The sequence below is a fragment of the Citrobacter sp. ABFQG genome, assembly GCF_004322975.1.
Lineage (GTDB): Bacteria > Pseudomonadota > Gammaproteobacteria > Enterobacterales > Enterobacteriaceae > Citrobacter > Citrobacter freundii.
On sequence record NZ_CP036435.1, the window covers coordinates 2,999,890 to 3,019,189 of the forward strand.

A 19,300-nucleotide genomic window follows, 5' to 3' on the forward strand; every position below is an offset into this window, starting at 1 on the left:
TGGGAGTCCTTAGCGATGTCCGTACACGCGAGGGCGGGTGTAATAATCAATCAGGGGAACCGTGATATTTGCCAGTAATACAGCAAAGGCTACACCGTCAGGATAACCGCCAAAACTGCGAATCAACCATACTAACAACCCCGCAAGTGCGCCAAAAATCAGGCGGCCGCGGTTAGTTGTCGAGGCCGTAACGGGGTCGGTAAGAATAAAGAATGCACCCAGCATGGTTGCGCCGGAAAGCAGGTGTAACTGAGGAGACGCGAGTGACTCAGGTGAGAACAACCATCCCAGAGTGGCGCAAACGGCGAGCGACAGCAGGAAGCTAACCGGGATATGCCAGCGAATCGCCCCCTGCCATAACAGAACGATACCACCCGCCAGCCAGGCAAGATTAACCCACTGCCAGCCCGCGCCTGCCAGCACACCGCTGTAAATCGGGTATTGCATCACCTGTTCAACGGTATGCCCGGCATGCAGTGATGTCTTAAAGGTATCGAGAGGCGTTGCCTGGCTGATACCATCAATGCCCATACGCAGTGTATTCATATCCCCACCGCTGACGGTATGGCCGCTAAGGATAACGTTCAGCGCGTCAAAGAACCCAGGCACTGTAGCCGCAATTTCGTGCGGCGGCAGCCAACTGGTCATCTGTACTGGAAATGAGATTAGCAGCACGACGTAACCAATCATGGCAGGATTAAACGGGTTCTGACCGAGACCGCCATACAGTTGTTTCGCAATGATAACCGCGAATACCGTGCCCAATACCACCATCCACCAGGGGGCGAGCGGGGGAATACTCACGGCCAGCAGCAACCCGGTGAGTAACGCAGAGTTGTCTTTTAAAATCGGCACAATGGGTTGTTTACGCAGTTTAAGCACGCCCGCTTCGGCTGCGATAGCGCTGATGGCGGCCAGAATTATCTGGAACAACGTACCCCAGCCGAAGAACCACAGCTGTGCGGCGATTCCCGGCAATGCCGCAAGTAACACCAACATCATGATACGTGATGTCTGGCGCTGGTTATGGGTATAAGGGGAGCTTGCTATTCTGAATACCATTTATTCCTCGTTAACAACCTGCTGCTGTGCGGCTTTCTTTGCCTGAGCGCGTGCGATAGCGGCCGCGACGGCGGCTTTGCGTGGATCAACCGGCTCGGCTGTTTCCGGTACCGCCTGCTGTTCGAGCTTGCGGGCCTTGGCGCGGGCGATGGCTGCTTCCACGGCGGCTTTACGCGGATCAACCGATTCGGCTGTTTCCGGTACCGCCTGCTGCTCGAGCTTGCGGGCCTTAGCGCGGGCGATTGCAGCTTCCACGGCGGCTTTACGCGGATCAACCGATTCGGCTGTTTCCGGTACCACCTGCTGCTCGAGCTTGCGGGCTTTGGCGCGGGCGATGGCCGCTTCCACGGCGGCTTTGCGTGGATCAACCGGCTCGGCTGTTTCCGGTACCGCCTGCTGTTCGAGCTTGCGGGCTTTGGCGCGAGCAATTGCCGCTTCGACGGCAGCTTTACGCGGATCTGTACCCGTGCTGCTGCCTTCACTTTGCGGCGAATTTTCCTTACGGGAAGCACGAGCTTGCGCCTTACGCGCCTCGCGTGCGGCAATCACTGCGCTATTGTCAGGTTTTTCACCTGCCTGAATTACTACCGGCTGCAGCGCCTGAGCCTGTTTTTCTTTTACGCGAGCCAGCGCGGCGGCAATGGCATCATGGTCTTTGGCCGCCGGTTGAGCAGCGGCGCTCTTATGGCGTTCAAGACGCGCTGCTTTTTCACGTTCAAGGCGCGCCTGTCGGGCTTCAAACCGTGCTTTCGCTTCAGCGGCTCGTTTTTCTTCCTGGCTAATGGCGTAAATCTCGGCTTTTTCCTGGCGGAAATACTGCACCAGCGGAATATTGCTTGGGCATACCCAGGCGCAGGCACCGCATTCAATGCAGTCGGCGATATTGTGGGCCGTTGCTTTTTCGTGCTGTTGCCCTTTACTGAACCAATAAAGCTGTTGTGGCAGGAGATCCGCCGGACAGGCATCGGCGCATGCGCTACAGCGAATGCAGCCTTTCTCTTCCGGCGTTTCACCCATTTCACTGGCAGAGGGGGCCAGAAGACAGTTGGTAATCTTCACCACCGGGACTTCCAGCCATGGCAGCGTAAACCCCATCAGCGGTCCGCCCATAATCACCATCTGGTCGGCGGAAGGGCAGAAGCCCGCGTCGTTGAGCAGATGACGAACCGGCGTGCCCAAACGCGCCCAGACGTTGCCCGGACGGCTGACGGCCTCACCGGTAAGCGTCACGACACGTTCGGTGATCGGCTCACCGTCAATTACTGCACGTTTAATTGCATAGGCGGTTCCGACGTTTTGCATCAATACGCCGATATCTGAGGAGCGTCCACCGTGGGGAACCTGCTTGCCAGTCAGGATTTGTGTTAACTGTTTAGCCCCGCCGGAAGGGTACTTGGTGGGGATCACGCGCAAACTGATGTCGTGTGAATCAGCCAGCACCGCGCGCAGCATAGATATTGCCTGCGGCTTGTTATCTTCTATGCCGAGGAGGATCTCGCGTGGCTGAAGAATGTGCGCCAGGATGCGGATCCCTTCAACGACCTGCGCCGCACAGTCCTGCATCAGGCGGTCATCTGCTGTAATGTACGGCTCGCATTCAGCGGCGTTAATGATCAGCGTTTCAATTTTATCTCCGCCGCCCTGCAGTTTAACGCCGGTGGGAAAACCTGCGCCACCCAGCCCGGCGACGCCGAACTGATGAATACGCGCAATCAGCTCTTCCCGGCTGTGGGAGCGGTAATCGGTCCAGCCGTCTCGCTCAATCCAGCGGTCTTCGCCATCGGCGTCTATGATAACGCTCAACTCAGCCAGTGCCGAAGGATGTGCGGTGGAGTGCGGGGCAATGGCAACCACGGTACCTGATGTTGGCGCATGGACTGGAAGCATTTTGCCACGCCCGCGGGTTAATGCCTGACCACGCAGCACGGTGTCACCCACGTTTACGCACAGTTCACCCTCCGCACCAATATGTTGTTTCAGCGGAATAACGAAACGCGGTGCCAGCGGAACCTGTCGCAACGGTGTTCCGTTTGACTGGGTTTTCATTTCTGGTGGATGAATGCCACCATCAAAGTCCCAGATTTTATTTTTTCTGAATGCAGAGAATAACTTAAACATGTTGTTCCACGGGAATGATGCGCACAGGGATGGTGTTTAAATCCCATTTCCAGCTATCGGGTGTCTCGGCTACCGGGCGTAATTCAATGCATTGCGTCGGACACGGGTCAACACACAGGTTGCACCCAGTGCAGAGATCGCTCATTACCGTGTGCATGGCGCGGGTCGCGCCCACGATCGCATCGACCGGGCAGGCCTGAATACACTTAGTGCACCCGATACAGTTATTTTCATCAATGACCGCCAGCATACGCACCGGCGTAACGTCTTGTTCATCACCATCAATAGGCTGCGGATCGACGTTCAGCAGGGCGGCAATTTTTAACATCACCGCTTCGCCACCGGGGGCGCAACGGTTAATTTTTTCACCCTGAGAGCCGATCGCTTCAGCGTAAGGATGACAGCCCGGATAGCCGCACTGCCCACACTGGCTTTGCGGGAGAATTTCATCAATTTTCTCCACGACCGGATCATCTTCAACGGCAAAACGTCGTGAGGCGTACCCCAAAATAGCGCCGAACGCCAGACCCAGTACACTCACTGCGGCAACGGCAATCCAGATAGCATTCATTACAACTTCACCAAACCACTAAAGCCCATAAAGGCCAATGACATTAAACCAGCGGTAATCAGCGCAATCGCATTCCCGCGAAACGGCGCCGGGACGTCCGCCACGGCGAGGCGTTCGCGGATCGCGGCGAACAGTACCATCACCAGCGAGAAGCCGACGGCGGCGGAAAAACCGTATAGCGCCGACTGTAAAAAGTTATGGCCGAGGTTGATGTTCAGCAGCGCCACACCTAACACTGCGCAGTTAGTCGTGATCAGCGGTAGGAAGATCCCCAGCAGGCGGTACAGCGCAGGGCTGGTTTTGCGCACAACCATTTCGGTAAACTGCACGACGACGGCGATAACCAGAATAAAAGCCAGCGTGCGCAGATAGATGAGATTGAGCGGGATTAGGATCCAGGTATCAATCAGCCATGCGCAGATGGATGCCAGTGTCATGACAAACGTCGTGGCAAGGCCCATACCCATTGCGGTTTCCAGTTTTTTGGAAACGCCCATAAACGGGCAGAGGCCCAGAAACTTGACCAGTACAAAGTTATTGACCAGTACAGTTCCGACAAACAGCAGCAGGTAATCAGTCATTTTTCGGCCTGAAATAAAAAAGCCGCCTATTATCTGACAATCTACAACAGGCGACAACAGGTTAACTGTAGGGTTATTACGGGTTCACAAACGTCGATTTAACGCGCTGCGATCGCTTGAAGTAGGGCACCAACAGTGCTGCGGCCAGTAATGGGAACAGCAGTTGGCGCACCGCAAAAGCGTCTGGGACAGGTGAAAACGCAAACGCTTTAATCGCCAGCAACACGGAGATCAGCAGCCACAGAATGTAATGCTTGGGCACACAGGCTCTGCGTTTGAAAAACGCAATTGTCAGCCACAGTGTGTAATACCACATGGCGATCGCGGTAACAAAGGAGACGCCCCATAACAGCAAATTTGCTGTACTTTGCTCACCCAGCGTTTTGAAGGTTTGCGGTGTTGCCAGCGCAGTGACATAAAGTAATAACGCCAGCGAAGCGCTCAACAACGCGACTAACAGCCAGGCCAGTGGCCCAAGTAGCCAGCCTCCGATACGTTGTGCCGGTGTGGTAGTCATCTCTTCTCCAGTTTTACGCGCGCAATCAATCATGCCATTCATTTTGGGGCGATTATTATAAAGCTTTTAACGTTGAGCGCTACTTTCTTCTCTATTGCACGTAATGCCAGACTGATTTAGGTACCTGACCAACATCAAACAGACGGCCTCCGGATATAAGCTCCGCACGGCGATGGTCTGCGGCACGGTACATATTGATCATGTCGCTATCGTCGGTGAGCGTGTAGTTTAAATGGTCGAAAAGTTTTTCCAGACTTTCGAGTGAACTGATTTTGCGGAATTTTAATAAGTAATCCTGAACAGTCATAAATGCAGATCCATATTAATAAAATAATACCAACGGAGTAGAAAATATAAAAATAAACAACGTGCACAGGTAAAAGCGGATTTACGTGCAAATGTAAGAAGAGTGTTCATACCTGTGAAAAAGCAGGCGCTATGCGCGTCTTCGGCAAGGGTAACGCGCTTAGCGATCGCTGGCAATATGCAGCGGAGCGGGATGCGGCATAATTCGCTTTTTTTGACAGAAAGCGATCTTTTACCGGCAAACCCTGCAACTACCAATGTTAATTGCCGGGCAATAAAAGGTTGCGGATGCTTATTTCTTCTGCACTGCCGCAACGGGCTCTGGTGGCTGGTAATTGTCAATATGATTGGCAACACCCAGCAGGATCACGGAGACGGCGAGAACAATCCAACCTGTTAATTCAATAAGACGATTCATTACTGATGACATTTGCTTTGATTTATCCATAAACACAGGCTGCAAATGTTACTAATCTCTCATTAATACAGCAAGATGGTTGGGAACGATTTCTCCCTCTTTTTCGCTGCAAGTTAAGCATAAGTGGCATATGTTTGACTTAAGTTAAAAGCAACCTTTGTAGCGCAAAGGTTATTAAACTATTGAGACGTTGCAAGGTATGGTGTGAAATAGGTCAGTCCTGAATTGAGAGGCAATAACATGAATGACAACATCCGCGTTGGGCTAATTGGCTATGGTTATGCCAGTAAAACCTTCCATGCCCCCCTGATTGTGGGCACGCCGGGCCTGGAACTGGCTGCAGTTTCCAGTAGTGATGAAGCAAAAGTGAAGGCAGACTGGCCTACGGTGGCGGTTGTTGCTGAGCCTAAGCATCTTTTTAACGATCCAAATATCGACCTGATTGTGATCCCCACGCCTAATGACACACACTTTCCATTAGCGAAAGCTGCGCTGGAAGCGGGCAAACATGTGGTTGTTGATAAGCCTTTTACTGTGACACTGTCACAAGCTCGTGAGCTGGATACGCTGGCGCGCAGCCTCGGGCGCGTGCTGTCTGTGTTCCATAACCGTCGCTGGGACAGTGATTTTCTGACGCTGAAAGCTCTGCTGGCGGATGGTGTTTTGGGAGAGGTGGCGTATTTCGAATCCCATTTCGATCGTTTCCGCCCGCAGGTTCGTGACCGTTGGCGTGAACAGGGCGGTCCGGGAAGCGGTATCTGGTACGATTTAGCACCGCATCTTTTGGATCAGGCGATTAATCTGTTTGGTTTGCCCGTCAGCCTGACGGTAGATCTGGCCCAGTTGCGTCCGGGCGCGCAGGCGACGGATTACTTCCATGCCATCCTGACGTATCCGCAGCGTCGTGTGATCCTGCATGGCACCATGCTCGCTGCCGCAGAATCGGCCCGTTATATTGTGCACGGATCGCGTGGCAGCTATGTGAAGTATGGTCTTGACCCGCAGGAAGAGCGTCTGAAAAATGGCGAGCGACTACCACAGGAAGACTGGGGTTATGATATGCGCGATGGCGTTTTGACGCGAGTAGAAGGCGAAGAGCAGGTTGAAGAAACCTGGCTTACTGTACCAGGCAACTATCCGGCGTACTATGCTGGCATTCGTGATGCGCTAAACGGTAACGGTGAAAACCCGGTACCGGCGAGACAGGCTATCCAAATTATGGAGCTGATTGAGCTGGGTATCGAATCTGCGAAACATCGTTCGACGCTGTGCCTTGCTTGATTGGACTAATGCCGGATGGAGATGCTCAGGCATTTTATCCGGCCTACAATGAAAACCAACGTAGGCCGGATAAGCGTTAGCGCCATTCAGCACTTTACCCGTTACGCTGCGCCAACTTTCTCGCGCAAGGCTCGTTTTTCTTCGTTACTCAGGAATGCCATTTCCAGACCGTTGATTTGCGCCTGGCGGATCTGTTCGCGCGTTAGGCCTGCAGCTGGTGCGGCAATGGTGTACTCGTGAATAATATCCACACCCTGAACAGCCGGGTCGTCCGTATTCAAACTGGCAATAACGCCATGCTCAAGGAACGTTTTCAGCGGATGGTTCGCTAGTGAGGCAACGGTGCTGGTCTGAATGTTTGATGTCAGGCAGGATTCGATGCCGATACGATGCTCGGCGAGGTAATCCATCAACGCACGATCTTCAACGGCTTTAACGCCGTGACCAATACGCTCAGCGCCCAGCTCTTTAATGGCCTGCCAGATGCTTTCTGGTCCCGCGGCTTCGCCCGCATGCACGGTAATATGCCAGCCGGCGTCGCGTGCCTGGTTGAAATGGGACAGGAACAGACTGCCAGGGAATCCCAGTTCGTCACCGGCTAGATCCAGTGCCGTAATATGATCTCGGTGGGCTAACAGCGCATCCAGTTCCTGCAGACAGGCGGCTTCGCCAAAAGTACGGCTCATAATGCCAATTAAGCGTGCTTCGACGCCAAAGGTCTTGCAGCCCTCGCGCACGCCTGCGATGACGGCTTCAACCACACCTGCCACCGGGAGTTGATGCGCCATCGCCATATAGCCTGGTGAAAAACGTAATTCTACATAGTGCAGACTGTTACGTGCTGCATCCTCAATATTTTCAAATGCCACGCGGCGACAGGCATCCAGCGAGGCCAGTACCTTCACGCCCCAGTCGAGCTTGGATAAAAAACTCACTAAATCTGGCTCAGTGGATGTCACTTGCACATGAGGGATCAGCGTTTCCAACGTTTGTGCCGGGAGCGTTAAATTGAACTGACGACCCAGATCCAGAATCGTTTGGGCACGGATGTTACCATCAAGGTGGCGATGGACGTCGGTCAAGGGGAGGGAAGTATCAATCATGGTCGCACTCGTGTATTTAGGTAAAGTGCGTCGTATTATAAGAAAAAATCGGGATAAAAATCTATGTTGCGCAATGAATAATTTCATTGCGCAAACTTTATTAGCGTACAGAACGTATGCCGTTAATCAACCCCTGAACGCCTTTTTCAAGTTTGGATCGTGGACATCCGGCATTCAGGCGCACAAAACCGCGTCCTTCTTCGCCGTATGTGTATCCGGGCATGATGGCGACTTTCTGCTGGTGGATGAGCGCTTCCTGCAATGCGTGGTCATCAATGTTGAGCGGACGCAGGTCAATCCATGCCAGATAGGTGGATTGCGGAACCTGCCAGTTCAGTTCGGGGAATGCGGCATTAAGCTCGCGGGCGACGTAATGCAGATTGCTGGTAAGGTAATCCCGCAGCGCATCAAGCCAGCTTGCACCCTGATGATAGGCGGCAATATGTGCGCTCAGCGCGAGAACTGCTGGTGAGGAAAGACCATCGCGACCTTTTAATGCGCTGAGATAATCGTTACGGCTTTGAGCGTCTTCAATAATTCCGTAAGCCCCGGTCAGTGCCGGAATATTAAAACTTTTTGAGCCGGAAGTGAGCAGCGCCCAGCTGTCACGCGCGACGTTACTCCAGGGGATATGTGGGTGATCCCCCCATACCATATCCATATGGATCTCATCGGAAATAACTTTTACACCATGGCGCTGACACAGTTCTGCCATGGTTTCCAGCTCATCATGCGTCCACACTTTGCCCGTCGGATTTTGTGGGCTACAGAGCAAAAGAATTTTGCTCTCTGGACGAGACAGGGCATTCTCCAGCGCGGCCATGTCGCAGTACCAACCGTCAGTGCGTTTTTCCAGTTCGACAGCGCGCACCACGCGCTGATTACCTTCAATTGCTTTGTAAAACGCGTCGTACGCCGGCGTATGAATCACCACCGCATCACCCGCAGAAGACCACTGGCGGATCAGCTCCGATACCATATAGATGACCGAGGGGCCATAAACCAGCGAGTGAGGATCGATTTGGGTATCATGACGCGATAGAAACCAGTGACTAATCGCCGCAAGAAATTCATCATTTTTCCAGCGACTGTAACCCAACACGCCATGTGACAGGCGCTGAGTCAGCGCCTCCAGAATACAGGGTGCGGTGGCAAAATCCATATCGGAGATGGTGAATGGCAGCAGGTCGGCTGAACCAAAACGGTCGGCAACGTAATCCCACTGAGTACACCAGGTACCATGCCTGTCCACAACCTTTGAAAAATCAAACATATCATTGTCCTTAAGCTTGTACGGTGTTCATCAGAACTGCGATCTCGTCTTTCACTGACTGGACCTGTGGGCCAATAACGACCTGAAGATTATGCTGATTGAGTTGCACTACGCCAATGGCGCGATTGTCCTTCAGTGCCTGTACATTCACAAGAGACATATCCTTCACTGACAAACGCAGACGGGTAATACAGTTATCCAGGCTAACGATGTTTTCCGCACCGCCAAGCGCCGCCAGAATGGCAGGGACGTTGTAACCGGATTTACCCGGCGCTCCAGCCATTACTTTTTCGATATTGCTGGCAATTTCGACGTCTCGACCTGGTGTCTTCAAATTGAAGCGTGTGATGGCGAAACGGAAGATGACGTAGTACACCGCGAACCAGATCGCCGCCACAACAGGGACCAGATACCACTTGGTAGAGAGTCCATGCAGGATGCCGAACACCACGAAGTCAATCAGGTTACCGTCGGTGTTACCGATGGTGACGCCAAGCACTGCCATCACAGTGAAGCCAAGACCGGTCAGCAGGGCGTGGATCACATACAGAACTGGGGCAACGAACAGGAATAAGAACTCAAGGGGCTCGGTGGTACCGCCGATCACACAGGCAATAAGACCGGAAATTAATAACCCTTTAATTTTATGACGATTTTCAGAGCGAGCACAGTGGTACATAGCGAGCGCTGCCCCCGGTAAACCACCGAGGAACGCAGGCATTTTGCCCTGCGACAGGAAGCGGGTTGCGCTTTCAGAGAAACCTTGTGTTGTCGGGCAGCTCAGTTGGGCCTGGAAAATAGTCAGTGCGCCGCTCACGCTGTGACCGCAGACTTCTTGCGTGCCGCCAGCCTCGGTGAAGCGAATGAGCGCCACCAGAATATGATGCAGACCAAACGGCAGCAGCAGACGTTCACCGGTACCAAACAGCATTGGGCCAAATTCTCCCGCGCTGTTGATGATGTGGCCGAGCCCGGTAATGCCCATGGCGAAAACCGGCCAGATCAGGGGAATAACCAGCCCGACCAGCCCCATCACCACCGAGGAGATGATAGGCACAAAGCGGGTGCCGCCGAAGAAAGCCAGCGCATCCGGCAGACGAATGTTGTGGAAACGTTCATGCAGCATCCAGACGATGATCCCGGCAATAACAGCACCGAGGATCCCAGTATCGATCGACTGGATCCCCAGGATATTCTGCACGTTGTTGGCCTTCAGGATCGCGGCATCCGTGGTAGGTAAGATACCTTTCGCGGTTAACCAGAAGTTGACGGCAAGGTTCATGACCGCATAACCAACAAAACCGGCAAATGCCGCTACGCCTTTGTTCTCGCGAGCAAGGCCGAGAGGTATGGCAATACAGAACATCACCGGTAAGAAACTAAACGCAAATGAGCCTACTTTGCTCATCCAGGTAAAGATGGCCTGCAGTACCGGATTACCCAATGCCGGGATCAGTGTTAAGACATCATGGCTGCTTAACGAGCTGCCGATCCCCAACATGATCCCGCAAAATGAGAGTAGCGCTACGGGGAGCATAAAGGTTTTGCCCAACTGCTGGAAAAATTCCCATAACGTTATTTTTGGTGTAGTTCTCGTCGTCATCAAACGACTCCTCGTAAAAGCTAGCTGACTAATGATGGCGAGAAGATAAAACGTTTTACCTAATTTTAGTGCGGTATAAATCACATTATCGAACGATAATAGGGCGTATAAATATAAGTGATTGATAAAACGTTTTATCCGTCACGTTATCAGGGAGTTTTCCGTTTTTATGGCTATAGCCAAAAAAATAACCATCCATGATGTTGCGCTGGCCGCGGGCGTTTCGGTCAGTACTGTCTCATTGGTGCTTAGTGGAAAAGGTCGTATTTCATCCGCGACAGGCGAACGCGTGAATGCCGCTATTGAGCAACTCGGGTTTGTGCGTAATCGCCAGGCATCGGCGCTGCGTGGCGGGCAGAGCGGGGTCATTGGTTTGATTGTGCGCGATCTTTCTACGCCGTTTTACGCCGAGTTGACGGCGGGTCTGACGGAAGCATTAGAAACGCAGGGGCGCATGGTCTTTTTATTACATGGTGGCAAAGATGGCGAACAGCTCGCGCAGCGTTTCGCTATGTTGCTAAATCAAGGGGTTGATGGTGTGGTGATCGCCGGGGCTGCCGGCAGTAGCGACGACCTACAACAACTGGCCGCCGATAAGGGGATACCGGTGGTGTTTGCTTCTCGGGCAAGCTACCTGGATGATGTCGACACCGTCAGACCTGACAACATGCAGGCTTCGCAATTGCTGGTTGAACATCTTATCCGCCACGGACATCAGCGAATAGCGTGGTTGGGGGGGCAGAGTTCCTCATTGACTCGCGCAGAGCGTGTCGGCGGCTATTGTACGACGTTGCTAAAGTATGGTTTACCGTTTCATAGCGACTGGGTGCTGGAGTGTTCATCCAGCCAGAAGCAGGCCGCAGAGGAGGTAACCGCGCTGTTACGTCGTAACCCAACGATCAGCGCAGTGGTGTGCTACAACGAAACCATTGCCGTTGGCGCCTGGTTTGGCCTGATGAGAGCGGGGCGTCAGAGTGGTGAAATTGGCGTAGATCGCTATTTCGAACAGCAGATCTCCTTAGCGGGATTTGCCGATGTAGCGGAAAATGCACTGGACGATATCCCCATTATTTGGGCCTGCACGCCTGCGCGTGAAATGGGATATACCCTTGCTGAGCGCATGCTGCAGCGCATTGGGCACGATGATGGTCATTCGCGTAACCTGACGCTTTCCGCCCGTCTGGTGGTGGCCAAATAAAAAAGGCCCGATAAACACACGGTTATCGGGCCTGTTGTCACGCGTATTTACTGTTGCGGGATAGCCGGGGCATCCGGTTCGCCGAGAGAAGGCATACCGAACATGCCAACAAACTCATCCAGCGGCATTTTTTGTCCGTTTAACGTAACCTGTCCGTTTGCGTATTGCAGGCTGGAGCCGATGACGTTGTCCTGCATCGTTGTAATACGGAACATCTGGCCCATTGCCGCCAAGCCATTCACTTGTTGCTTCGCAAGATCGGCCGCTTGCTCCTGCTGATAGCCTTCAATTTTGGCGATCTGCGTCATGAACTCAGTCGCCATATCGACCGGAATCGTCAGCTTGGCATCCAGTGATTTGACCGAACGATCCACTTCCTGAGCCAGCGTTTGTGGTTCCTCAGTATTTGCTGTCGGATCTTTTAGCAGCAGTGACAGATTAAATGCGGTTTCACCTTTCGCATTTTTCCAGCTCAGCGGGGCAATGGTGATAACCGGCTCGCCTTTCATCAGTATCGGCAGCGCATTGAAGAAAGCTTCGGTGACTTTTTGCTGATAAAGCTCAGGATTTTGTACCACATCGATCTGCGCCATCAGCGCCTTGGTTTGGGCGCTATACTGCTGACTGAACTGATGCAGGGCTTCACCGTCAATCTGGGCAACTTTCAGCGTCAGCTTACCGCTACCCATATCCTGGCCCTGTAATTTAAGGCTGTTCAGCGTGTAATCCAGCTGGCTGTTGACAGTTTTACCGTCGTTAACCAGATCGGATTTGCCATCGATACCCATGCCTTCCAGAACCGCCAACTCTTTGCCCTCGACCGAGATCGACAGTTTTTCGAGTGACAATTTCTGGTCGCCGATGCGCTCACCAAAGCTGGCAATACTGCTGGAACCCTCAGTCTTCAGATTATTGAAAGTCATTTGTACTTTCTGGTCATACTCGTTGACCGCATTGACCACGCCGCTTTGCGCATTGCCTGTCAGCGAGACAGCGTTACCTTCTTTGTCTGCGGTAAACTGGAATTCCCCGCCGCTGAAGGCTACTTTTTCGTCGCCTTTCTCGTAGTTCAGTGGTTTAAGGGAAAGATCGGAACGGGTATCGCCGCTGTAGCTGATACGGGAGTTAATGACAAATGGCGACTCACCCTTGGCAATATCAAACAGCGGTTTGGTAACGTCGTTATTCACCAGCGTCGTTTTCACGGAGGCCATAGCCGGAACCAGATTCAGTGACTTCAGTTGGGCCAGTGGGAAGGGACCGTGATCCACCGTTTCATCCAGGACAATACTTTGCCCCGGTTTCAGCCAGGAATCTGCCTGCCCGGCTATTGGTTTCACCACCAATTGCAGTTGGCTATTGAACACCCCGCGCTGGTAGTTTTGATAACTCAGTTCAATACCCGCCTCAGGGGAGAAACGTTTTAACTGATCGTTTGCCTGCGTCACCATCTCGGCGAGATGCGTTTCAAGTTTCTTACCTGTGTACCAGGCGCCGCCCGTCCAGACGATACCCAGCGCAACCACCACACCCGCAGCTACCAGCGATTTTTTCATTTCGATATCCATAAAATAAAACCAGGCGTTTTAAGACGCCTGGAGGAGTGACATGTCTTTAACTCACTACAGCTTAGCAAGAGTTGTTAAAAATATCAGTATCTTGCTAAAGCTTGTTATAAACCCGGGCTAAACGACCTGCGCCACTGATGTTAACCGGCGATTCATTCGCGCCAATAAAGGCCGATTCACCCGGTCGCAGAACCAGACGTTGCTCGCCTTTGCTCAGTACAGCTTCACCTTCGATGCAGAACAAAATGGCCGCACTTTGCTGGCTGATATCTGCGCCACTGGTAGTAAGCTCATGCAGGGAGAACGCAAAATCGTCAACCGGGATCGGGAAATCCAGTTCGCCATCAGACTTAACCGGCGTGGTCAGTAACTGGTTTGCTGGCTTGGCGACAAACTGCACGTTGGCGACCAGTTCCGGGATATCAATATATTTTGGCGTCAGTCCGGCACGCAGCACGTTGTCCGAGTTAGCCATCACCTCAAGCGCCACACCTTGCAGGTAAGCGTGCGGGGTTTCGGCAAATAAGAACATAGCTTCGCCTGGATTGAGTTTCACCACATTGAGCAGCAGCGGGGAGAAGAGCCCACTGTCGTTCGGGTAGACGTCGGCGATCAGACGGATGGTTTGCCAGGGTTCACCCTGCTGGCTGTTCAGCGCTGATTTCAGGATCGCCAACGCATGGGATTTCTCCTCATCCTGCATATTCAGCAAGCTGGCGAAAAGATAGCTCAGACGTTCTGCACTCGGCTCTTCCAGGAAATGCGCAATAGCCGGATGTGCGGCGGAGACGGGTTGTAACAATGCAACAATGTCAGAGAACTCGCGGAATGCGTTCATCGCCAGGAAAGGCGTCAAAGCAAAAACCAGTTCCGGTTTGTGGTTAGGATCTTTGTAGTTGCGCTCAGCCGCATCCATCGGGATCCCTGCGGCGTTTTCTTTGGCAAATCCAATTTCAGAGTTGTGCTTGTTAGGATGAACCTGAATCGAAAGCGGTTGTGCAGCGCAGAGCACTTTAAACAGGAAGGGCAGCTCACCAAAACGCTGCGCAACGGCATCGCCCAGCAGTGCGGATTTATCGTGCTCGATAACGTCGCGCAGAGCAACCGTCTGGCCGTCAGCGCCCAGAACCTGCGAACTGCTTTTCGGATGCGCACCCATCCACAGCTCAGCCATCGGTTGCTGAGTGGGGTTGGCAATGCCATAGAGTTCCGTTAACGCCGTTTTACTTCCCCAGGCGTAGTTTTGCACTGAGTTGATGAGTTTTTGCATTATCAAGCCCTGTTTCAATGTGGAATTTTCTACGGCTATTAAACCAAGAAACCCTGAGGGAAGTAACCTGCACATGTAAAAAGTCGTACTTGTCTCAGTTTTTGTTAAAAAAATGTGTAGGATATGGAGACTCGCTTTTAATACCCTGAGAGATTCCGGTTGCAGACAGCCCTTCCTTCTACAACCGGATCTGCGGCAGGGAAGCAGGGCAACGGAACATCTGCCCAGAGAATAACCAGACCGAGCAGTAAGTGAGAGCACAATGTCAAACAAACCCTTTCATTATCAGCATCCTTTCCCCCTCAAAAAGGATGATACCGAATACTATCTGCTGACCAGCGACTATGTCTCTGTTGCCGAATTTGAAGGGCAGGAGATTGTTAAAGTCGCGCCACAAGCTTTAACCCTGCTGGCTCGTCAGGCCTTTCATGATGCGTCGTTTATGCTGCGTCCCGCACATCAACAGCAGGTAGCCGATATTCTGCGCGACCCGGAGGCCAGCGAAAACGACAAGTATGTGGCCCTGCAATTTCTGCGTAACTCTGACATCGCGGCAAAAGGCATTTTGCCGACCTGTCAGGACACCGGAACCGCGATTATCGTGGGTAAAAAAGGTCAGCGTGTCTGGACCGGTGGTGGCGATGAGGAGGCGCTGGCTCGAGGCGTCTATAACACCTACATCGAAGACAACCTGCGCTATTCACAAAACGCAGCGCTGGATATGTATAAAGAGGTGAACACCGGCACCAACCTGCCAGCACAGATTGATTTGTATACCGTCGACGGCGATGAATACAAATTCCTGTGTATTGCCAAAGGTGGCGGTTCGGCGAACAAAACCTATCTGTACCAGGAAACCAAAGCGCTGCTCACGCCGGGCAAATTAAAAAATTACCTGGTTGAAAAGATGCGTACGCTGGGTACTGCGGCTTGTCCGCCGTATCACATTGCGTTTGTGATCGGCGGAACGTCAGCGGAAGCTACGCTGAAAACGGTGAAACTGGCTTCGGCTAAATACTACGATGAGCTGCCGACCGAAGGTAACGAACATGGGCAGGCATTCCGTGATGTGGAGCTGGAAAAAGAGCTGCTGATTGAAGCGCAGAATTTGGGGCTGGGTGCGCAGTTTGGCGGGAAGTACTTCGCGCATGATATCCGCGTGATCCGCCTGCCGCGTCACGGCGCGTCGTGCCCGGTTGGTATGGGCGTCTCTTGCTCAGCCGATCGAAATATCAAAGCCAAGATCAACCGTGAAGGTATCTGGATCGAAAAACTGGAACATAATCCTGGCAAATATATACCGGAAGAGCTGCGCCAGGCGGGAGAGGGCGAAGCGGTACGCGTTGACCTCAATCGTCCGATGAAAGAGATCCTGGCTCAGCTGTCGCAGTATCCGGTCTCTACGCGTCTGTCACTCAACGGTACAATCATCGTTGGCCGAGATATTGCGCATGCGAAACTGAAAGAACGTCTGGATAACGGTGAAAGTTTGCCGCAGTATGTTAAAGATCACCCGATCTATTACGCCGGTCCGGCAAAAACGCCGGAAGGCTACGCCTCTGGTTCGCTTGGCCCAACCACGGCCGGACGTATGGACTCGTATGTTGACCAGCTTCAGTCTGCAGGCGGGAGCATGATTATGCTGGCGAAAGGCAACCGTAGCCAGCAGGTGACCGATGCTTGCCATAAACATGGCGGCTTCTATTTAGGCAGTATTGGCGGCCCTGCCGCGGTGCTGGCCCAGGGCAGTATCAAGAGTCTGGAGTGCGTGGAATACCCGGAACTCGGGATGGAAGCCATCTGGAAAATTGAAGTGGAAGATTTCCCGGCGTTTATCCTGGTGGATGACAAAGGCAATGATTTCTTCCAGCAAATTCAGACGTCGCAGTGCGCACGCTGCGTTAAGTAACGTCAACCGCCCTTCGGGGCGGTTTTTTTTACCGCACGAACCACCAAACGACAGTTTTATCCTCGTTAATACTCATAAGACCAACGCAAGTGGGCAATGTCGAAACATAACCTAATCAATTGTTAATGTAAGGAGCAGGTAATGGTAACGGTACGCCGCGAGAATGATTCAATGGGGACGATAGATGTTCCTGCCGATAAGCTTTGGGGCGCGCAAACCCAACGTTCACTGGAGCATTTTCGTATCTCTACGGAGAAAATGCCGGTCTCGTTGATCCATGCGCTGGCGCTGACTAAATGCGCCGCGGCAAAGGTTAACCAGGATCTTGGGCTGCTGGCGGAGGATAAAGCCAGGGCTATTATGCAGGCTGCAGATGAGGTGTTGGCAGATAAACACCGCGATGAGTTCCCGCTGGCCATCTGGCAAACTGGGTCCGGCACGCAAAGCAATATGAACATGAACGAGGTGTTGGCAAACCGGGCCAGCGAGTTGCTGGGCGGCGTGCGGGGGATGGAGCGAAAAGTACACCCCAACGATGATGTCAATAAAAGCCAAAGCTCGAACGATGTCTTCCCGACCGCAATGCACGTTGCCGCACTGCTGGCGCTGCGTAAATCACTGATCCCTCAATTAAATGTGTTGACCAAAACGCTCAGTGATAAGTCCCACGCTTTCGCCGATATCGTTAAAATTGGTCGTACACATCTGCAAGATGCAACTCCACTTACGCTTGGCCAGGAGATTTCCGGCTGGGTAGCAATGCTAGAACATAACCTCAGACACATTGAAAACAGCTTACCACACGTGGCGGAGCTGGCGTTGGGGGGAACCGCGGTAGGTACCGGACTGAACACTCATCCCGAATACGCCCGCCGGGTTGCGGATGAACTGCGGGTCATCACCTGTGCGCCGTTCGTTACCGCACCGAATAAATTTGAAGCGCTCGCCACCTGCGATGCCCTGGTTCATGCTCACGGCGCGCTAAAAGGACTGGCAGCGTCGCTGATGAAAATCGCCAACGATGTACGCTGGCTGGCATCCGGTCCCCGGTGTGGTATTGGCGAAATTTCAATTCCGGAAAACGAACCGGGCAGCTCGATCATGCCGGGCAAGGTCAATCCAACCCAGTGTGAAGCGCTGACTATGCTTTGCTGCCAGGTGATGGGCAACGATGTCGCCATCAACATGGGCGGGGCGTCAGGTAACTTTGAGCTCAACGTTTATCGACCAATGGTCATCCACAACTTCCTGCAATCGGTACGCCTGCTGGCGGACGGTATGGAAAGCTTCAATGAACATTGCGCGACGGGGATTGAGCCTAATCGTGAACGAATCGATCAACTGCTCAACGAGTCGCTAATGCTGGTGACCGCGCTCAATACCCATATCGGTTACGATAAAGCGGCTGAAATTGCCAAAAAAGCCCATAAAGAAGGGCTGACCTTAAAAGCCTCCGCTCTGGCGCTGGGATATCTAACCGAAGCGGAGTTCGACAGTTGGGTACGCCCGGAGCTGATGGTTGGCAGCATGCGGCCCGGCAGTTAATCCGCAACGTACAGGTGCAGCCGGGGAATAATCAATCTCAACGGCTGCGCCTGAGGTTTAAAACGATGCTGAACGTTTTCGGCATCGTAATTAAGTAACTCGCCGATATCCGGTACGGTCATACCGTTGTCGTTATTAAGCAAAGCAATCAGTGGCGTCGGGCAGGCATATTGCACCTGTTTTTGCTCTCCTTTGTACCAGACGCGGGCGATAGGCTGCACTTTTACCGGCCTTTTAATCTTCAGGCGGGCCTGCTGTGGTAAGGCAGCGATATCCTGATATTCGCGTTCAAGCTTCGCCTGCCATTCTTCACGTGTCCAGGGATGTACGCTGCGCGGTGACGTCAGGCTTTTTTCCAGTTGCTGCAGTACTTCATCGCGTTTCAGGTTTTTAATGATGTGCTTATTAGCCCAGCCAAATCGTAGGGTGGCCGGATCGCGGACTACGGTTAGCGTGCGATAGGCATTCAGAGTAATCAGCCCTGGCAGATGACGATGCACCCATTCGAAACGTGCTGCCGGCGCCAGCCCTGATTCCACTGTAACAATGCGCTCGAAGGTGGTTTTCAACTGGTTTATACGCTGGATTTGTTCTTCCAGAGTACATTGCGCCGCGTTATCAACCTGATAGCACAATACACCCGGTAGGCGGACGGCTGCTTTGCTGCTGCGGTTTTCGGACTGCTGCTGAATAAACAGGTGACGGTAATGGAGCAGTGCCAGCGCTTCAGCCTCTTTGCCTAAATGCTGCTTAACATTAATGCTCTGCAGAGGGGCATGCTCTGCCTCTTTAACCACTTCCGGTAACGAGAATACGCGCGCAATCAGCAGCGTCTGCTGCAACAGGTTTTCGTTCAAAAGTGCCAGTTCTTGTTCCATCTGGCGAAAGGTGCCGTTCAGGCGGTCAACAAGATCGTAACGGGCCATAGGTTTACCATTTTAGTTACAACATACTTTTTTATAGCACAACCTCCGCCG

General features: G+C 52.8%; 17 protein-coding genes. 4 read left to right on the forward strand and 13 right to left on the reverse strand.

Translation table 11 applies throughout. The annotated features are described in order from the left end of the window. Positions 1 to 9: 9 nt before the first annotated feature. From rsxD to blr, 7 genes are all read right to left on the reverse strand, one after another. Positions 10 to 1,062: an electron transport complex subunit RsxD gene (rsxD, locus tag WN16_RS14760; protein WP_003836424.1), complete on the reverse strand. Its 1,053-nt coding sequence runs from the start codon at positions 1,060 to 1,062 to the stop codon at positions 10 to 12. Continuing rightward, on the reverse strand, positions 1,063 to 3,180 hold the full coding sequence (gene rsxC / locus WN16_RS14765) for an electron transport complex subunit RsxC (RefSeq protein ID WP_044699894.1): 2,118 nt from the start codon (positions 3,178 to 3,180) through the stop codon (positions 1,063 to 1,065). Further along, positions 3,173 to 3,751 (reverse strand): electron transport complex subunit RsxB, encoded by a 579-nt coding sequence (gene rsxB / locus WN16_RS14770; RefSeq protein ID WP_003029148.1) that lies wholly within the window; start codon positions 3,749 to 3,751, stop codon positions 3,173 to 3,175. The genes rsxC and rsxB overlap by 8 nt, the downstream gene beginning before the upstream one ends. Continuing rightward, on the reverse strand, positions 3,751 to 4,332 hold the full coding sequence (gene rsxA / locus WN16_RS14775; RefSeq protein WP_003029144.1) for an electron transport complex subunit RsxA: 582 nt from the start codon (positions 4,330 to 4,332) through the stop codon (positions 3,751 to 3,753). The genes rsxB and rsxA overlap by 1 nt, the downstream gene beginning before the upstream one ends. Before the next feature lie 76 nt (positions 4,333 to 4,408). Continuing rightward, entirely contained in the window at positions 4,409 to 4,849 is a 441-nt protein-coding gene (locus WN16_RS14780; RefSeq protein ID WP_003832803.1) for a DUF2569 domain-containing protein, read from the reverse strand. Positions 4,850 to 4,940: 91 nt separating this feature from the next. After that, positions 4,941 to 5,156: a transcription modulator YdgT gene (gene ydgT, locus WN16_RS14785; protein ID WP_003029138.1), complete on the reverse strand. Its 216-nt coding sequence runs from the start codon at positions 5,154 to 5,156 to the stop codon at positions 4,941 to 4,943. A gap of 291 nt (positions 5,157 to 5,447) precedes the next feature. Then, a complete protein-coding gene (gene blr / locus WN16_RS14790) occupies positions 5,448 to 5,573 on the reverse strand; it encodes a division septum protein Blr (protein ID WP_003029134.1) in 126 nt (41 codons plus the stop codon). A 240-nt stretch (positions 5,574 to 5,813) separates the two neighbouring features. On the opposite strand from blr, the gene WN16_RS14795 reads away from it, so the two are divergent. After that, positions 5,814 to 6,854, forward strand: a complete 1,041-nt coding sequence (locus WN16_RS14795; protein ID WP_032935818.1) for an oxidoreductase — start codon at positions 5,814 to 5,816, stop codon at positions 6,852 to 6,854. 101 nt (positions 6,855 to 6,955) lie between these two features. On the opposite strand, the gene add is transcribed toward WN16_RS14795, so the two are convergent. The 3 genes from add to malX form a co-directional block, all read right to left on the reverse strand. Then, positions 6,956 to 7,957, reverse strand: coding sequence for an adenosine deaminase (add, locus tag WN16_RS14800; protein ID WP_044699889.1), 1,002 nt, complete (start codon positions 7,955 to 7,957; stop codon positions 6,956 to 6,958). Between the two features lie 100 nt (positions 7,958 to 8,057). Next, positions 8,058 to 9,230, reverse strand: a complete 1,173-nt coding sequence (locus tag WN16_RS14805; RefSeq protein ID WP_044699886.1) for a MalY/PatB family protein — start codon at positions 9,228 to 9,230, stop codon at positions 8,058 to 8,060. 10 nt (positions 9,231 to 9,240) lie between these two features. Next, positions 9,241 to 10,833, reverse strand: a complete 1,593-nt coding sequence (malX, locus tag WN16_RS14810) for a maltose/glucose-specific PTS transporter subunit IIBC (protein ID WP_044699884.1) — start codon at positions 10,831 to 10,833, stop codon at positions 9,241 to 9,243. Positions 10,834 to 11,002: 169 nt separating this feature from the next. On the opposite strand from malX, the gene WN16_RS14815 reads away from it, so the two are divergent. After that, on the forward strand, positions 11,003 to 12,031 hold the full coding sequence (locus WN16_RS14815) for a Mal regulon transcriptional regulator MalI (RefSeq protein ID WP_003843556.1): 1,029 nt from the start codon (positions 11,003 to 11,005) through the stop codon (positions 12,029 to 12,031). A 47-nt stretch (positions 12,032 to 12,078) separates the two neighbouring features. Here WN16_RS14815 and WN16_RS14820 read toward each other — a convergent pair whose 3' ends face one another. Beyond that, on the reverse strand, positions 12,079 to 13,587 hold the full coding sequence (locus WN16_RS14820; RefSeq protein ID WP_003028973.1) for a YdgA family protein: 1,509 nt from the start codon (positions 13,585 to 13,587) through the stop codon (positions 12,079 to 12,081). Between the two features lie 106 nt (positions 13,588 to 13,693). Then, positions 13,694 to 14,869 (reverse strand): mannose-6-phosphate isomerase, encoded by a 1,176-nt coding sequence (gene manA, locus WN16_RS14825; protein WP_032949235.1) that lies wholly within the window; start codon positions 14,867 to 14,869, stop codon positions 13,694 to 13,696. Between the two features lie 262 nt (positions 14,870 to 15,131). Between manA and fumB the strand changes: the two genes are divergently transcribed. Then, positions 15,132 to 16,778, forward strand: a complete 1,647-nt coding sequence (gene fumB, locus WN16_RS14830; protein WP_044699883.1) for a class I fumarate hydratase — start codon at positions 15,132 to 15,134, stop codon at positions 16,776 to 16,778. 141 nt (positions 16,779 to 16,919) lie between these two features. Further along, positions 16,920 to 18,323, forward strand: coding sequence for a class II fumarate hydratase (gene fumC / locus WN16_RS14835; protein WP_044699880.1), 1,404 nt, complete (start codon positions 16,920 to 16,922; stop codon positions 18,321 to 18,323). On the opposite strand, the gene tus is transcribed toward fumC, so the two are convergent. Further along, positions 18,320 to 19,249: a DNA replication terminus site-binding protein gene (gene tus, locus WN16_RS14840; protein WP_044699878.1), complete on the reverse strand. Its 930-nt coding sequence runs from the start codon at positions 19,247 to 19,249 to the stop codon at positions 18,320 to 18,322. The genes fumC and tus overlap by 4 nt on opposite strands. Positions 19,250 to 19,300 lie beyond the last annotated feature (51 nt).

Excerpts from the sequence above, each read along its gene's own strand:
- WN16_RS14820 (WP_003028973.1), bottom strand. The coding sequence starts at position 13,587 with ATGAAAAAATCGCTGGTAGCTGCGGGTGTGGTGGTTGCGCTGGGTATC.
- rsxB (WP_003029148.1), bottom strand. The coding sequence starts at position 3,751 with ATGAATGCTATCTGGATTGCCGTTGCCGCAGTGAGTGTACTGGGTCTG.
- fumB (WP_044699883.1), top strand. The coding sequence starts at position 15,132 with ATGTCAAACAAACCCTTTCATTATCAGCATCCTTTCCCCCTCAAAAAG.
- rsxD (WP_003836424.1), bottom strand. The coding sequence starts at position 1,062 with ATGGTATTCAGAATAGCAAGCTCCCCTTATACCCATAACCAGCGCCAG.
- rsxC (WP_044699894.1), bottom strand. The coding sequence starts at position 3,180 with ATGTTTAAGTTATTCTCTGCATTCAGAAAAAATAAAATCTGGGACTTT.
- add (WP_044699889.1), bottom strand. The coding sequence starts at position 7,957 with ATGATTGATACTTCCCTCCCCTTGACCGACGTCCATCGCCACCTTGAT.
- WN16_RS14815 (WP_003843556.1), top strand. The coding sequence starts at position 11,003 with ATGGCTATAGCCAAAAAAATAACCATCCATGATGTTGCGCTGGCCGCG.
- tus (WP_044699878.1), bottom strand. The coding sequence starts at position 19,249 with ATGGCCCGTTACGATCTTGTTGACCGCCTGAACGGCACCTTTCGCCAG.
- manA (WP_032949235.1), bottom strand. The coding sequence starts at position 14,869 with ATGCAAAAACTCATCAACTCAGTGCAAAACTACGCCTGGGGAAGTAAA.
- WN16_RS14805 (WP_044699886.1), bottom strand. The coding sequence starts at position 9,230 with ATGTTTGATTTTTCAAAGGTTGTGGACAGGCATGGTACCTGGTGTACT.
- WN16_RS14780 (WP_003832803.1), bottom strand. The coding sequence starts at position 4,849 with ATGACTACCACACCGGCACAACGTATCGGAGGCTGGCTACTTGGGCCA.
- fumC (WP_044699880.1), top strand. The coding sequence starts at position 16,920 with ATGGTAACGGTACGCCGCGAGAATGATTCAATGGGGACGATAGATGTT.
- blr (WP_003029134.1), bottom strand. The coding sequence starts at position 5,573 with ATGAATCGTCTTATTGAATTAACAGGTTGGATTGTTCTCGCCGTCTCC.
- rsxA (WP_003029144.1), bottom strand. The coding sequence starts at position 4,332 with ATGACTGATTACCTGCTGCTGTTTGTCGGAACTGTACTGGTCAATAAC.
- malX (WP_044699884.1), bottom strand. The coding sequence starts at position 10,833 with ATGACGACGAGAACTACACCAAAAATAACGTTATGGGAATTTTTCCAG.
- WN16_RS14795 (WP_032935818.1), top strand. The coding sequence starts at position 5,814 with ATGAATGACAACATCCGCGTTGGGCTAATTGGCTATGGTTATGCCAGT.
- ydgT (WP_003029138.1), bottom strand. The coding sequence starts at position 5,156 with ATGACTGTTCAGGATTACTTATTAAAATTCCGCAAAATCAGTTCACTC.